We start from the raw sequence: 14,802 nt of genomic DNA on the forward strand, positions 1-14,802 counted from the left end.
TTCAGAAGATTCCGCCCGTAAGGGTCGTCTGCTCAGCATAGTCGAGGTGCTTGACCAGCTGCCCGCGCAGCCTTGCCCTTACCTCAGAGAGTTCGATCGAGCCTGCCTGATCGCGCAGCTGGGTCATGGCCAGCCCCGCATACCCGCAGGGGTTAATCCGGCGGAATGGCGCAAGGTCCATGTCCACGTTCAGGGCAAGGCCGTGGAACGAACAGCCATTGCGAATCCGCAAGCCGAGGGAGGCGATTTTCGCCCCTTCGACATAGACGCCCGGCGCATCGGCCTTGGCCGCCGCCTCGACGTTATAACTGGCCAACAGCTCGATCAGGCAGCGCTCAATGCGGCTGACCAGATCGCGCACGCCAAAGCCCAGGCGGCGCACATCCAGCAACAGGTACGCCACCAGCTGGCCCGGGCCGTGATAGGTCACCTGGCCGCCGCGATCGGTCTGCACCACCGGGATGTCACCCGGTACCAGCAGATGCTCGGCCTTGCCGGCCTGGCCCTGGGTAAACACCGCCGGGTGTTCAACCAGCCATACCTCATCCGCCGTGCCGGGGCCACGCTGGTCGGTGAACCGACGCATGGCCTCCAGCACCGGCTCATAAGGCAGCAGGCCGAGGTCGCGAAAGCCGAGGCAATCGGGCATCAGAGCACCATTTTCACGATTCCGGTCGCGCGCAGGGCGCTGTTGATATCGTGCAGCTGGTCTTCACCGGTGGCGACGATGTGCAGTTGCACCGTGGTGTACTTGCCTTCCTTGCTCTGGCGTTCGGCCAGGGTATTCATGTCGACCGTGGCGTACTTCTTCAGGATCTCGATCACCGTGTCCTTGAAATTGACCACGGTGTCACCGATGACCTTGATCGGGTAATCGGCGCAGGGGAATTCGATTTTGTGCGATTTGACGTCTTCGGTCATGGCAGTAACGGCCTCGTAAGCCGTGGCAACAACAACGCCCCCGCGTGAGTGGGCGGGGGCGTGGCAGGTCACGATATCAGTTGAACAACCCGTAGAAGAATAGCCGAATGCTATCCCACACACGACGGAAGAAACCACCTTCCTCGACGCCATCCAGCGCGATCAGGTCGGCACTGTGGACAACCTTGTCATCCAGTTTGACTTCCACTTTACCGATCACGTCACCTTTGTTGATCGGAGCGATCAATTGCGGGTTCATGGTCATGCTTGCAGCCAGCTTTTTCAATTGGCCTTTAGGCAAAGTCATGCTCAGATCCTGAGCCAGACCGGCTTTGACCTGGTTGGTCGCCCCTTTCCATACCGGCGCCTGGGCCAGTTCGGTACCCTTCTGGTAGAAAGTCTGGGTTTCGAAGAAGCGGAAGCCGTAAGTCAGCAGTTTCTGGGTTTCGGCTGCACGCGATTGCTCGCTGTTGGTACCGAAGACCACGGCGATCAGGCGCATGCCGTCACGTACCGCCGAAGACACCATGCAGTAGCCGGCTTCGTCGGTGTGGCCGGTTTTCAGGCCGTCGACGGTCTTGTCGCGCCACAGCAGCAGGTTGCGGTTAGGCTGCTTGATGTTGTTCCAGAAGAACTCCTTCTGCGAGTAGATCGCGTAGTGAGCCGGGTCTTCGTGGATGATCGCGCGTGCCAGAACCGCCATGTCGTGAGCCGACGAGTAGTGCTCGGGGTTCGGCAGGCCGGTCGGGTTCATGAAGTGGCTGTTGCTCATGCCAAGATCGGTAGCGGTCTTGTTCATCATGTCGGCGAAAGCGTCTTCGCTGCCGGCGATGTGCTCGGCCAGGGCGACGCTGGCGTCGTTACCCGACTGGATGATGATACCGTGCAGCAGGTCGCTGACGCTGACCTGGGTGCCAACCTTGATGAACATCCGCGAACCGCCGGTACGCCAGGCGTTTTCGCTGACGGTGACCGGGTCGTTTTCGCCGATCTGCCCGCGACGGATATCCAGGGTCGCGATGTAGGCGGTCATCAGCTTGGTCAGGCTCGCCGGAGGCAGACGCTGGTCACCATTGTTCTCGACCAGGATGTTGCCGCTGGAGGCTTCCATGAGCACGTAGGACTTGGCAGCCAGTTGCGGCGGCGACGGCATCATCTGCTCTGCCGCGAAGGCGGCAGGGGCAATCATCAGCGGTACAAGCAGGCAAAGGCGTTTGGCAAAGCTGGTTATGTTCATCCGTCTCTCGAAATGGCTAATGGGCTCATGCCCTCATGGGCAAAACGTTTACAGGCGCATGGCCTGACGGGCAAAACCGCCATTGTACATGGCGGCTGCGCCCGGCTGCATGACAAACCGATCAGTCCCCCCGATCAGTCTGCCGTGACGACTTTGGGCTGCCCCAGATTGGCCAGCCGCACGCTGTCCTGCATCTGCTGGGCTTCGCCCTGGCTGTTGATCGGCCCCAGGCGGACCCGGTGCAGGGTCTGCTGGTTACGCACCACCGAACTGATGAAGACCGGCGCGCTGACCATGCTGCTGAGCTTGGAGCGCAGCAGTTCGGCGGCGTCCGGGTTGGCAAAGGCGCCGACCTGCAAGTAAAGACCATTGCTGGCCAGGCCATTATTGCTGGCGACCTGTACCGGGACCACGGCGGCGGCGTGCTGCTGCGGTGGCGGAGTCCATTGTTCGACCGTACCGGTGCTGGCCGGCAGGGCCTGGGTCTGGGCCACTTGCGGCTGGTCGAGCACCATCGGCGCCGCTTGGCCACGCTGAGCCCACCATTGTTTCGGGTCGATACCCTCGACGCGCACCCGCGCGGTACCGGTTTCGGCATAGCCGAGCTTCTTCGCCGCCGCGTAGGACAGGTCGATGATGCGGTCGGAATAGAACGGTCCGCGGTCGTTGACCCGCAGGATCACGCTACGGTGGTTGTCGAGGTTGGTGACCTTGACGTAGGCCGGCAGCGGCAGGGTCTTGTGCGCCGCGCTCATGCCGTAGAGGTCATAGACCTCGCCGTTGGCGGTGTTCTGGCCGTGGAACTTGGTGCCGTACCAGGACGCCGTGCCCTCGGCGCGGTAGTTGCGCGAGTCGGGGATCGGGAAGTAGGTCTTACCCAGTACGGTGTAGGGGTTGGCCTTGTAGTTGCCGGTGTGCACGGTCGGCGTGGCATCGGGGATCTTCGAGACATCGACATCCCACCAGGGCGCGCCGTCCTTGTGGGCCCGGTTGATGTCCAGCCCGGGCTTGGCCCGCACCACATTGGCATTACCCTGGGTAGAGGTGCTCGGGCGGCTGCTCGAGCAGCTCACCAGCACCAGGCCCAGGGCGGCGCAACCAAGCATTTTCAGCGATGTAGCGGAGAACATTACGCGCATTACTTGGCGCCCCGTGCTTGAACCAGCAGGTCCGAGAGCTGATGCACTGCCATGGCATACATCACGCTGCGGTTATAGCGAGTGATCGCGTAGAAGTTTTTCAGGCCCAGCCAGTATTCGGGGCCATTGTCGCCTTCGAGCCGGAAGGCGGTGACCGGCAGATCATCGCGCAGCGCATCATGACTCGACCAGCCCAGTGCCCGCAACTCCCCGACTGTCTTGACTGCGTCGATACCCGGGCTCAGGCCCTCATCGACACGTTCGCCACGTACCGTGGCACGGCTGACCACCTGCTCGCCAGCGACCCAGCCATGGCGCTTGAAGTAGCTGGCAACGCTGCCAATGGCATCGTCCGGGTTGTTCCAGATATTGATGTGGCCGTCGCCGTCAAAGTCCACGGCGTAGGCGCGAAAGCTGCTCGGCATGAACTGCGGCAGGCCCATGGCGCCAGCATAGGAGCCTTTGAGGGTCAGCGGGTCAACCTGCTCTTCACGGGCCAGCAGCAGGTATTCGCGCAGCTCCTTGCGGAAGAATTCGGCGCGCGGCGGGTAATCGAAGCCCAGGGTCGACAGCGCGTCGATCACCCGGTAGTTGCCGGTGTTGCGGCCAAAGAAGGTCTCGACACCGATGATCGAAACGATCACCTGGGCCGGCACGCCGTATTCCTGCTCGGCGCGGGCCAGGGTGGCCTCATGCTGGCGCCAGAAGTCGACGCCACGGGCGACCCGGGCGTCGGTGAGGAACATCGGGCGATAGTCCTTCCAGGGTTTTACCCGTTCGGCCGGACGCGAGATCGCATCGAGGATCGACTGCTTGCGCTGAACCTCGCGAAACACCCCCATCAGTTGCTCACCGGCAAAACCGTAGTCGCGGGTCATTTCGCCGACGAACTCGGCCACCTGGGGCGAGCCGTCATAGTCGCCGGCAGAGGCACCCTGCACCCCGCCGAACAAACCCAGAAAGCCGACCCAAGGCGCGCAACGAGCCGCCCAGCCACGCATTGCTTGCATGTAATTCTTCACCTTATTCAAACCTGCGCAATCCATTTGCGATGCGTATGGATCGACATTAAAACTCCAAACGCTGACAGCAGCGTCACCAACGAAGTTCCGCCATAACTAATGAAGGGCAGCGGCACACCCACTACAGGCAACAAGCCGCTGACCATACCGATATTGACGAACACATAAACAAAGAAGGTCATGGTCAGGCTGCCGGCCAGCAACTTGCCGTAGAGCGTCTGGGCCTGGGCAGTAATCACCAGGCCACGGCCGATCAACAGCAGGTAGATGAGAAGCAGCGCGCAGATGCCGACCAGGCCGAACTCTTCGCCGAGCACGGCGATGATGAAGTCGGTGTGGCTTTCCGGCAGAAAGTCCAGGTGCGACTGGGTGCCCAGCAGCCAGCCCTTGCCGAACACCCCGCCCGAGCCGATCGCCGCTTTCGACTGGATGATGTTCCAGCCGGTGCCCAGCGGGTCGCTTTCCGGGTCGAGGAAGGTCAGTACCCGTTGCTTCTGATAGTCGTGCATGACGAAGAACCACATGGCCACCGCCACCGGTACCGCCGCCGCCACCACGCTAAGGATCCAGCGCCAGCGCAGGCCGCCCATGAACAGCACGAAGGCGCCGGAGGCCAGGATCAGCAAGGCGGTGCCGAGGTCTGGCTGACGCACGATCAGGATGAACGGCACGCCGATCATGATCAGGCTGATCATCACGTGCTTGAGGTGCGGCGGCAGCGAGCGCTTGGCCAGGTACCAGGCGATGGTCGCCGGCATGATGATCTTCATGAATTCCGAGGGCTGGAAGCGGATCACCCCGGGGATGTTGATCCAGCGCGTGGCGCCCATGGCGTTGTGGCCCATGACGTCGACCACCACCAGCAGGATCACCCCGACCACGTAGGCCAGGGGCACCCAGCGCGCCATGAAGCGCGGTTCGAGCTGGGCAATGACGAACATCGATACCAGGCCGATGCCGAAGGAGCTGGCCTGCTTGAGCAGCAGGTCCCAGTTCTTGCCGCTGGCCGAATAGAGGACGAACAGGCTGCCGGCCGCCAGGGTCAGCAGCAGGATCAGCAACGGGCCGTCGACATGGATACGCTGCAGGAAGCTGGCGCGACGACGCATCACGTCTTCGCTGGAAAGCATGCGATCGAAATTGTTCTTCACTGGGCCGACTCCTGAACAACGGTGGCGGGAGCGAACTCGGATTTGAGCCGGCCGTTCTCGTCGAGCAGCCAGGCGTCCATCACCTGCCGCATCACTGGCGCTGCGACGCGACCACCGGCCTCGCCGTTTTCGATCATGACCGAGACCACGATCTTCGGGTTCTCTGCCGGGGCGAAGCCGACGAACAGGGCGTGGTCACGGTGGCGTTCCTGAACCTTGTTGCGGTCGTACTTCTCGCCCTGCTTGATCGCTACCACCTGGGCGGTGCCGCTCTTACCGGCAATCCGGTACTGGGCCCCGGCAGCGGCGGCGCGTGCGGTACCGCGGGCGTTGTGCATCACCTGCTCCATGCCGTGGGTGACCCTGGCCCAGTCGGACTTGTCGCGCAGCACAATGTCTTCCATCGGGTTGTCGTCCACCGGCGGCTGGCCTTCGATGGTCTTGGCCAGGTGCGGACGGTACCACTTGCCCTTGCTGGCGATCAGCGCGATGGCCTGGGCCATCTGCAACGGCGTGGTCTGCATGTAGCCCTGGCCGATACCGAGGATCAGCGTCTCACCCGGGAACCAGGCCTGGCGGCGGGTGGCGCGCTTCCATTCGCGGGTCGGCATCAGCCCGGCGGACTCCTCGAACATGTCGAGGGAGACTTTCTGCCCGAGACCGAACTTGTTCATGTAGCTGGACAGACGGTCGATGCCCATCTTGTGCGCCAGGTCGTAGAAGTAAGTGTCGTTGGAGCGCATGATCGCCAGGTCCAGGTCGACCCAGCCGTCGCCGCTGCGGTTCCAGTTGCGGTACTTGTGGTCATAGTTGGGCAACTGGTAGTAGCCCGGGTCGAACACCCGGCTGCTGGCCGTGACCACGCCACTGTCGAGGCCGGCGATGGCCACTGCCGGCTTGATGGTCGAACCCGGCGGGTACAGCCCACGCAGCACGCGGTTGAACAGCGGGCGATCGATCGAATCGCGCAGGTCGGCGTAGGCCTTGAAGCTGATACCGGTGACGAATGGGTTAGGGTCGAAGCTCGGCTGGCTGACCATCGCCAGCACTTCGCCGGTGTTCGGATCGAGCGCGACGATAGCGCCGCGTCGCCCGCCCAGTGCGGCTTCGGCGGCCTCCTGCAGCTTGATGTCGAGGCTCAGGACGATGTCCTTGCCGGGGATCGGGTCGGTGCGCTTGAGCACCCGCAACACCCGGCCACGGGCATTGGTCTCGACCTCTTCGTAACCCACCTGGCCGTGCAGCTCCGGCTCGTAGAAGCGCTCGATGCCGGTCTTGCCGATATGGTGAGTGCCGCTGTAATTGACCGGATCGAGGGTTTTCAGCTCTTTCTCGTTGATCCGCCCAACATAGCCGACCGAGTGGGCAAAGTGCGCACCCTGCGGGTAATGGCGCACCAGCTGGGCAACCACCTCAACACCCGGCAAGCGGAACTGGTTCACCGCAATACGGGCGATCTGCTCTTCGGTCAGCTCGAACAGGATCGGCACCGGCTCGAACGGCCGGCGCCCCTGGCGCATGCGCTTTTCGAACAGGGTGCGGTCATCCGGGCTCAGTTCCAGCACCTCGACGATTACGTCGAGCACCTGCTGCCAGTCGCCGGAGCGCTCGCGGGTCATGCTCAGGCTGAAGCTTGGCCGGTTGTCGGCGACAATCACCCCGTTGCGGTCGAAGATCAGCCCGCGGGTCGGCGGAATCGGCTGCACATGCACCCGGTTGTTTTCCGACAGGGTCGAGTGATAGTCGTACTGGATCACCTGCAGGTAATACAGGCGGACGATCAACACGCAGATCAGCAGGACGATCGCCACTGCACCGACCACGACGCGGCTACGCACCAGACGGGCGTCTTTCTCGTGATCCTTGAGGCGAATCGGCTGCGACATTGAAAAGGCTTAAGGCTTATTTATGGTAGGGGTGCCCGGACAGTACGGTCCAGGCGCGGTACAGCTGTTCGCCGATCAGTATCCTTACCAACGGGTGGGGCAGTGTCAGTGGCGACAGCGACCAGCGCTGCTCGGCCCGCGCGCAGACTTCCGGCGCCAGCCCTTCGGGGCCGCCAACCATGAAGTTGACAGTACGCGAGTCCAGGCGCCAGCGGTCCAGCTCGACCGCCAGTTGCTCGGTACTCCAGGGCTTGCCATGGACCTCCAGAGTGACAATCCGTTCCCCTGGCTGGACCTTGGCGAGCATGGCCTCGCCCTCCTGACGAATCAGGCGGGCGACGTCGGCATTCTTGCCCCGGGTATTGAGCGGTATTTCCACCAGCTCCAACGACAGCTCAGAGGGCAGGCGCTTGGCATATTCATGCCAACCGTCCTCAACCCACTTGGGCATGCGCGAGCCGACCGCGATCAAACGCAGACGCACGAGCCTTCCTTATTCCCGATCTTTCAGCTTGTCTGAAAACTCGTGGGCATGATCCGGGCTGTGGTGTTTGCCATCAGCTGAGCGGCTCTGCTCCGCACCCAGCCACAGGCGCTCGAGATCGTAGAACTGACGGGCAGCGGCGGTCATCATGTGGACGATGACGTCGTTCAGGTCGAGCAGGACCCAGTCGCTGTCGCCCTTGCCTTCTTCGCCCAGCGGCTGCACGCCCTTGGCCTTGACCTGCTCGCGGACCTTTTCCAGCATCGCGCTGATCTGGCGGTTGGAGGTACCGGTGGCGATGATCATGTAATCGGTCAGGCTGTGCTTTTCACGCACGTCGATAACCTGGATGTCCTGGGCCTTGACGTCTTCCAGGGCGGATTTGGTCAGTTCGACCAGCTCTTCGGCGCTGACGGCGTTGTGTTTTTGCTTGGTCATATAAAACTCATTCAACTCAATAGTATGAGGCGCTTTTCAGCGCCCTCAGTTCGGCGCACGGTAAAGGTTGTGCGCATCGATGTAGGCCAGTACTGCGTCCGGCACCAGAAACCGCACCGACTTGCCGCTGGCCAGCAGCTGTCGGATCTGCGTGGCTGACACCGCAAGCGGCGTCTGCCAGACGAATGCAATATTCCCGGCAGGCCCTTCGAGGGCCTGCGGATCACTGACCGAGCGTGCGGCCAGCAGGTTGCGCAAGGCATCCGGCGGCTCGACGTCGGCATCCGGGCGTTGCAGCACCAGGATGTGACAATGTTGCAGCAATTCTTCCCAACGGTGCCAACCGGGCAGGCCGCAGAACGCGTCCCAGCCCAGCAGCAGAAACAGTTGCTCCGAGGCGGCCATTTCGGCGCGCATCAGCTCCAGCGTTTCAATGGTGTACGACGGCTTGTCGCGGGCAAGCTCGCGGGCATCGACCGACAGCGTTGGCACACCCTGTACGGCGCACCGGACCATCGCCAGACGGTCCTGGGCCGACACCTGCGGTGTGTCGCGGTGCGGCGGGCGGGCGTTAGGCATCAGCCGCAGCTCGTCCAGCGCCAGCACTTCAGCTACCTCCAGCGCACTGCGCAGGTGGCCGATGTGCACGGGGTCGAATGTCCCGCCGAGCACGCCGATGCGCCGGGCGGGCGACAGCGTCGAAACGTGGGCGGGCGGTTTGCGCTCGGCCAAGTCAGAGCGACTCCTGTCCGCGCAGTTGACCGTCGCCGATCACCACGTACTTCTCGCAGGTCAGGCCTTCCAGGCCAACCGGGCCGCGGGCGTGCAGCTTGTCGGTGGAAATACCGATCTCCGCGCCCAGGCCGTACTCGAAACCGTCGGCAAAGCAGGTCGGGGTGTTGATCATCACCGAGGACGAATCGACCTCGGCCATGAACTGGCGAGCCTGCGCCTGATGTTCGGTCACGATGGAATCGGTATGGTGCGAGCCATAGTGATTGATATGTTCGATGGCCTGGTCCAGGCCGTCGACCACGCGAATCGACAGAATCGCCGCGAGGTATTCAGTGTTCCAGTCCGCCTCGGTCGCCGGCACCGCCTCGATAATCTCGAGGGTGCGCTCGCAACCACGCAGTTCGACACCTTTTTCCCGAAATTGGCGGGCCATTTCCGGCAAGAATTCGGCCGCTACCGACTGATCGACCAGCAGGGTTTCCATCGCCCCGCAGATGCCGTAGCGGTAGGTCTTGGCGTTGAAGGCGATGCGCCGGGCCTTGTCCAGCTCTGCATGCTCGGCCACATAGACGTGGCAGATGCCGTCCAGGTGCTTGATCACCGGCACCCGCGCGTCGCGGCTGATGCGCTCGATCAGGCCCTTGCCGCCACGCGGCACGATGACATCGACAAACTCCGGCATGCTGATCAGCGCGCCGACCGCTTCGCGATCGGTGGTTTCCACCACTTGTACCACCGCCGCCGGCAAGCCGGCCTCGGCCAGCCCGCGCTGGATGCAGGCGGCAATAGCACGGTTGGAGTGGATGGCCTCGGAGCCGCCACGCAGGATGGTGGCGTTGCCGGACTTGAGGCACAGGCTGGCGGCGTCGATGGTCACGTTCGGACGCGACTCGTAAATGATGCCGATTACACCCAGCGGTACGCGCATCTTGCCAACCTGGATACCCGATGGCCGGTAGCTCATGTCGCGGATCGCGCCGACCGGGTCCGGCAGGCTGGCCACCTGGCGCAGGCCGACAATCATGCCGTCGATGCGCGCCGGGGTCAGTGCCAGGCGCTCGAGCATGGCCGGTTCCAGGCCGTTGGCCCGGCCAGCGGCCAGGTCCAGCTCATTGGCGGCGGTCAGCTCGGCGCGGGCAGCGTCCAGCGCGTTGGCGGCGGCTTGCAGGGCGCGGTTCTTCTGCGCGGTGCTGGCACGGCCGATCACGCGCGACGCCGCGCGGGCAGCGCGACCCAGGCGGGTCATGTAGTCAAGAACGGACTCAGTCATGGGCTCAGTGGTCTTGGCGAAGGGGAAAATCGGATGATTATAACTGTCGCGTGGTCCCACGCCCAGCGGTGACAGGCGGATGGTCGAAAAGAGTGCTGATATTGGCCATTCAGGGTTGGTTAAGACAGAAATTGCTATCATCGCCCACCTGCCCACCCGCGAACCCCGCCAGCATGCCCGATTCTGCCCCCTGCCCGCTCAAGGCCCTGCCCGACAGTTTCTTCGACCGCGACGCCGGGGAACTGGCCAGGGCTCTGCTGGGCAAGGTCATCCGCCACCGTCACGGCCCGTACTGGCTGGCGGCGCGGATCATCGAGACCGAGGCCTACTACCTCACCGACAAGGGCAGCCACGCCTCGCTCGGTTACACCGAGAAACGCAAGGCGCTGTTCCTCGACGGCGGGCACATTTACATGTACTACGCCCGCGGCGGCGACTCGCTGAACTTCAGCGCCCACGGGCCGGGCAATGCTGTGCTGATCAAGTCGGCCTACCCCTTCGTCGACGCCCTTTCGGATGACAACAGCCTGGCGCAAATGCAACTGAACAACCCCGACGCCAGCGGCCAGGCGCGCCCGCCCGAGCGCCTGTGTGCCGGGCAGACCCTGCTGTGCAAGGCACTGGGCCTGAAAGTTCCGCATTGGGACGGCAAACGCTTCGATGCCGAGCAGCTGTTTGTCGAGGACTGCGGTATCAAAGTGAAACAAATTATCCAGACCACCCGCCTGGGGATTCCCCACGGCCGTGATGAACATCTGCCCTACCGGTTCGTCGACGCCGACTTCGCCCGCCATTGCACACGGAACCCGCTGCGCCGGGGCCAAGTCGAAGGCCGGGATTACTTCTTACTGACACAAGGAAACTGACACGATGGGCCCATGGCTCGACAGCCTGACCACTTGGCTCAGCGCCAACCCGCAATGGCTGGGATTGGCGATTTTTCTGGTGGCCTGCGTGGAATGCCTGGCAATAGCCGGGATCATCGTCCCCGGCACCGTCCTGTTGTTCGCCGTCGCGGTACTGGCTGGCAGCGGCGCCCTGACGCTGGGTGAAACCCTGCTGCTGGGCTTTGCCGGTGGCCTGCTCGGTGACGCGATCTCCTACACCCTGGGCCGGCGCTTTCACCAGAACATCCGCCGCTTGCCGCTGCTGCGCCATCATCCTGAATGGATCGGCAGCGCCGAGACCTATTTCCAGCGCTACGGTATCGCCAGCCTGCTGGTCGGGCGCTTCATCGGCCCGCTGCGACCAATGCTGCCCATGGTCGCCGGCATGTTCGACATGCCGCTGCCACGCTTTATCGCGGTAAGCCTGATCGCCGGGGCCGGCTGGGCGGTGGCTTACCTGCTGCCAGGCTGGGCCACGGGAGCAGCCATGCGCCTGCCGCTGCCGGAAGGCTTCTGGCCACAGGCCGGAGTGGTCGTCGGCGGCCTGGCGGTGCTGATCGGCCTGAGCATCAACAGCAGCCTGCGCAGCATGCGCCGCGGCACCCGACTGATTGCCGGGATGAGCCTGCTGGCCCTGACCGGGCTGTTTTTCGGCTGGCCGTACCTGACCCAGTTCGACCAGGGCCTGATGACCCTGATCCAGGAAAACCGCAGTCGCGCCATCGACGGCACGGTGGTGCTGATCACCCGCCTCGGCGATTTCCGTACCCAGTTTTTCCTTGGCGGCCTGCTCACTGGCCTGCTGCTGCTGGCCCGGCAATGGCGCCCGGCGATTTTCGCCGGCAGCACCCTGATCGGCACGGCACTGGCCAACGGCAGCCTTAAATGGCTATTTGCCCGGGCCCGCCCGGAAGTACTGACCGATCCGCTGACCACCTATAGCATGCCCAGCGGCCACAGTTCGGCGTCGTTTGCGTTCTTTCTGGTGCTGGCAGTACTGGCCGGGCGCGGACAACCGCCGCGCATGCGCCTGACCTGGATCCTGCTGGGCTGCATTCCGGCGCTGTCGATCGCGCTGTCACGGGTCTATCTGGGCGCGCACTGGCCGACCGACATTCTCGCCGGCGCCATGCTCGCCTGCTGCGTGTGTGCCACCAGCCTGACCCTGACCCAGCAGCGTCAACCGCTCACGGCCCTGCCGCTGCGGGTGTGGTGGCTGATCCTGCCGGCGTGCGTCGCGCTGCTGGCATTCTTCGCCCTGCACGCGCTGCCCCACGCCCTGCTGCGCTACCAGTACTGAGGGCTCAGGCGAACAGCTCGCCCTGCAGCCGATCGAGCAGCGCCTGGATAGCCTCCAGGCGTTTGTGCGGCGAATCGATGGCCAACAGGTCGAGCTTGTCTTCTTCGACGAAGGGCAGCAGGTAGGCCAACTGATTGGCCAGTGCCTGCTGGCCCGTCACGGGTACCGGCATGCCCAAGGCTTCGACCATCGGGTGCTCGCCCAGCGCCTGCAGCAGCGCCAGCAAGTCGTGGTGGTCATCTTCCAGCGATTCATCGGCAAGTTCAGGCAGCCAGGACACATCAGCAACCAGCAACTGATCCTTCTGCACCTCGAACGGCCCGACGCGAAAGCGTCGGGTGCCCTCGACGCGAATACCCAGCAGGCCGTTGTCCTGCTGCTGGAAATCACGAATCAGCGCCTCGCAGCCGACCTGCGAGAAACCGCTCGGCGCACTGCCAACCTGCTCGCCTTCAAGAATGCACACCACACCAAAGCCGCCGCCCTGCTTCATGATGCGGCCGATCATGTCCAGGTAGCGCGCCTCGAATATCTGCAAATCGAGAAAGCAGCCTGGAAACAGCACGGTATTGAGCGGAAACAGGGGTAACGTCATTGCAACTCCTCAAGCAACCAGGCTAACCGCCAGGGGCAGGAACACCGCCGTGGCAACCCCCATCAGGCTCATCGCCAGGGCCGCGAAGGCCCCGCATTCTTCACTTTCCTGCAGCGCCACCGAAGTGCCCACCGCATGCGCGGTAACGCCGAGGGCCATGCCCCGCGCCTCGGGGCTGTGCACGCCACAGCGCGACAGCAGCGCCGGACCGAAAATCGCCCCGATCACCCCGGTGATCAGTACGAACACCGCCGCCAGCGCGGCCACGCCGCCAATCTGCTCGGCCACCAACATGGCAATCGGCGAAGTCACCGATTTTGGCGCCATGGTCATCAGGATCATGTGCTCGGCGCCGAACCACCAGCCCAGCAACAGGCAGGCGCCGGTGGCGAACACCCCTCCGATTACCAGCGTAGTAAAAGTCGGCCAGAACAGCTGGCGAATGCGCCGAAGGTTGAGGTAGAGCGGTACCGCCAGAGCCACGGTCGCCGGGCCCAGGAGGATGTTCATGATCTCGGTGCTTTTACGGTACTCGCTGTAGGTCAGGCCACAGGTGAGCAGTACGCCAATGACCACCAGCATCGACACCAGCACCGGTTGCAGGAAGATCCAGCGGGTCTTCTCATAGGCAGCCAGCACCAGTTGATAGGCGCCCAGGGTGATGCCGATGCCGAACAGCGGATGGTGAATGACGGCGTCGACGGCGCCGCTCCAGTCCAGGCTCATGGCTGCTCCTTGTGGGTGCCCTGGCGGGCCATCAGCTTGTGCATCAGCACACCGACAAACACCAGGGTGAGCAACGCCGACAGCACCAGGGCGCCGACGATGGCCCAGAAGTCCGCGGCAATATCCGCGGCATAGACCATCACCCCCACCGCCGGCGGTACCAGCAAGAGAGGCAGGTAGCGCAGCAGACTGTTGGCCGCCTCGCTCAGGGGCGCGCCCACTTCGCCGCGCAGCATCAGGAACACCAGCAGCAACAGCAGACCGATGATCGGCCCCGGAAGGATCGGCACGAACAGGTGATTGATCGCCGTCCCGAACAACTGGAACAGCACCAGCCAGGTCAAACCACGCAACAGCATAAGCATCTCCTTGAAGCCCGGCGGCCATTATAAGCACGCTAACGACCGGCTTATAAGCCGATATTCGCCGACTTGACCGCACCCTGCAGGCGTGCTGATCTTAGGTCTTCGAATCTGCCGAAGTCATAAGAAACCAAAGACAATCTGGAGAGTCACAATGCCCTATGTACCTGTTGCAGAGCTTTCGCAGTACGTTGGAAAGGAACTTGGACGTTCCGAATGGCTGACCATCGATCAACAACGCATCAACCTGTTCGCCGAGGCCACCGGCGACTTCCAGTTCATCCACGTCGACCCGGACAAGGCGGCAAAAACGCCATTTGGCAGCACCATCGCTCACGGTTTTCTCACCCTGTCGCTGATTCCCAAGTTGATGGAAGGCATTCTGGTTGTGCCTGAAGGCCTGAAGATGGCTGTCAACTATGGCCTGGACAGCGTGCGTTTCATCCAGCCGGTGAAGGTCGACAGCAAGGTGCGGCTCAAGGTCGACCTGACTGACGCCACCGAGAAGAAGCCCGGGCAATGGCTGCTCAAGGTCACCGCCACCCTGGAAATCGAAGGCCAGGAAAAACCTGCCTACATTGCCGAACCGCTGTCGCTCTGCTTCGTCTGAGCCAGGCAATGGGTGAAACCGTCCTGGCGACTGTTTCAC

The 14,802-nt window shown here is 63.1% G+C and carries 17 protein-coding genes; 3 read left to right on the forward strand and 14 right to left on the reverse strand.

Annotated elements, in window-relative coordinates; translation table 11 throughout:
* Position 1: 1 nt before the first annotated feature.
* From lipB to LOY45_RS23405, 11 genes are all read right to left on the reverse strand, one after another.
* Positions 2-649 (reverse strand): lipoyl(octanoyl) transferase LipB, encoded by a 648-nt coding sequence (gene lipB / locus LOY45_RS23355; protein WP_115085162.1) that lies wholly within the window; start codon positions 647-649, stop codon positions 2-4.
* On the reverse strand, positions 649-921 hold the full coding sequence (locus LOY45_RS23360; RefSeq protein WP_115085161.1) for a DUF493 domain-containing protein: 273 nt from the start codon (positions 919-921) through the stop codon (positions 649-651). The genes lipB and LOY45_RS23360 overlap by 1 nt, the downstream gene beginning before the upstream one ends.
* Before the next feature lie 76 nt (positions 922-997).
* A complete protein-coding gene (locus tag LOY45_RS23365) occupies positions 998-2,158 on the reverse strand; it encodes a D-alanyl-D-alanine carboxypeptidase family protein (RefSeq protein ID WP_100782774.1) in 1,161 nt (386 codons plus the stop codon).
* A gap of 134 nt (positions 2,159-2,292) precedes the next feature.
* Entirely contained in the window at positions 2,293-3,297 is a 1,005-nt protein-coding gene (locus LOY45_RS23370; RefSeq protein ID WP_115085160.1) for a septal ring lytic transglycosylase RlpA family protein, read from the reverse strand.
* Complete coding sequence (mltB, locus tag LOY45_RS23375) at positions 3,297-4,307, reverse strand: lytic murein transglycosylase B (protein ID WP_233674441.1); 1,011 nt, start codon at positions 4,305-4,307, stop codon at positions 3,297-3,299. The genes LOY45_RS23370 and mltB overlap by 1 nt, the downstream gene beginning before the upstream one ends.
* A 17-nt stretch (positions 4,308-4,324) precedes the next feature.
* Positions 4,325-5,428: a rod shape-determining protein RodA gene (gene rodA, locus LOY45_RS23380; protein ID WP_166675638.1), complete on the reverse strand. Its 1,104-nt coding sequence runs from the start codon at positions 5,426-5,428 to the stop codon at positions 4,325-4,327.
* A 38-nt stretch (positions 5,429-5,466) separates the two neighbouring features.
* Positions 5,467-7,356 carry a penicillin-binding protein 2 gene (gene mrdA / locus LOY45_RS23385; protein WP_258578436.1) on the reverse strand — a complete coding sequence of 630 codons (1,890 nt, stop codon included), beginning with the start codon at positions 7,354-7,356 and terminating at the stop codon, positions 5,467-5,469.
* 16 nt (positions 7,357-7,372) lie between these two features.
* Positions 7,373-7,840, reverse strand: coding sequence for a 23S rRNA (pseudouridine(1915)-N(3))-methyltransferase RlmH (gene rlmH, locus LOY45_RS23390; RefSeq protein WP_010222895.1), 468 nt, complete (start codon positions 7,838-7,840; stop codon positions 7,373-7,375).
* Between the two features lie 9 nt (positions 7,841-7,849).
* Entirely contained in the window at positions 7,850-8,278 is a 429-nt protein-coding gene (gene rsfS, locus LOY45_RS23395) for a ribosome silencing factor (RefSeq protein ID WP_115085156.1), read from the reverse strand.
* Positions 8,279-8,323: 45 nt separating this feature from the next.
* Positions 8,324-9,010 (reverse strand): nicotinate-nucleotide adenylyltransferase, encoded by a 687-nt coding sequence (gene nadD / locus LOY45_RS23400; protein ID WP_115085155.1) that lies wholly within the window; start codon positions 9,008-9,010, stop codon positions 8,324-8,326.
* A gap of 1 nt (position 9,011) precedes the next feature.
* Positions 9,012-10,283 carry a glutamate-5-semialdehyde dehydrogenase gene (locus LOY45_RS23405; protein WP_115085154.1) on the reverse strand — a complete coding sequence of 424 codons (1,272 nt, stop codon included), beginning with the start codon at positions 10,281-10,283 and terminating at the stop codon, positions 9,012-9,014.
* A gap of 173 nt (positions 10,284-10,456) precedes the next feature.
* Here LOY45_RS23405 and LOY45_RS23410 point away from each other — a divergent pair, with 173 nt between their 5' ends.
* Positions 10,457-11,149 (forward strand): DNA-3-methyladenine glycosylase, encoded by a 693-nt coding sequence (locus LOY45_RS23410; protein ID WP_115085153.1) that lies wholly within the window; start codon positions 10,457-10,459, stop codon positions 11,147-11,149.
* A gap of 4 nt (positions 11,150-11,153) precedes the next feature.
* Positions 11,154-12,470 carry a bifunctional DedA family/phosphatase PAP2 family protein gene (locus LOY45_RS23415; protein WP_134061319.1) on the forward strand — a complete coding sequence of 439 codons (1,317 nt, stop codon included), beginning with the start codon at positions 11,154-11,156 and terminating at the stop codon, positions 12,468-12,470.
* A 4-nt stretch (positions 12,471-12,474) separates the two neighbouring features.
* Here the strand turns inward: LOY45_RS23415 and LOY45_RS23420 are convergent, their stop codons facing one another.
* Genes LOY45_RS23420 through LOY45_RS23430 form a run of 3 tightly spaced genes read right to left on the reverse strand, consistent with a single transcriptional unit; the run spans position 12,475 to position 14,150 of the window.
* Positions 12,475-13,065, reverse strand: coding sequence for an LON peptidase substrate-binding domain-containing protein (locus LOY45_RS23420; protein WP_134061318.1), 591 nt, complete (start codon positions 13,063-13,065; stop codon positions 12,475-12,477).
* Positions 13,066-13,074: 9 nt separating this feature from the next.
* Complete coding sequence (locus LOY45_RS23425; protein WP_115085150.1) at positions 13,075-13,791, reverse strand: LrgB family protein; 717 nt, start codon at positions 13,789-13,791, stop codon at positions 13,075-13,077.
* Positions 13,788-14,150 (reverse strand): CidA/LrgA family protein, encoded by a 363-nt coding sequence (locus LOY45_RS23430; protein WP_115085149.1) that lies wholly within the window; start codon positions 14,148-14,150, stop codon positions 13,788-13,790. The genes LOY45_RS23425 and LOY45_RS23430 overlap by 4 nt, the downstream gene beginning before the upstream one ends.
* A gap of 157 nt (positions 14,151-14,307) precedes the next feature.
* Between LOY45_RS23430 and LOY45_RS23435 the strand changes: the two genes are divergently transcribed.
* Positions 14,308-14,763 (forward strand): MaoC family dehydratase, encoded by a 456-nt coding sequence (locus tag LOY45_RS23435; RefSeq protein WP_115085148.1) that lies wholly within the window; start codon positions 14,308-14,310, stop codon positions 14,761-14,763.
* The last annotated feature ends 39 nt before the right edge of the window (positions 14,764-14,802 follow it).

The sequence above is a fragment of the Pseudomonas wadenswilerensis genome, assembly GCF_024749185.1.
In the GTDB taxonomy this organism is placed as follows: Bacteria; Pseudomonadota; Gammaproteobacteria; order Pseudomonadales; family Pseudomonadaceae; genus Aquipseudomonas; species Aquipseudomonas wadenswilerensis.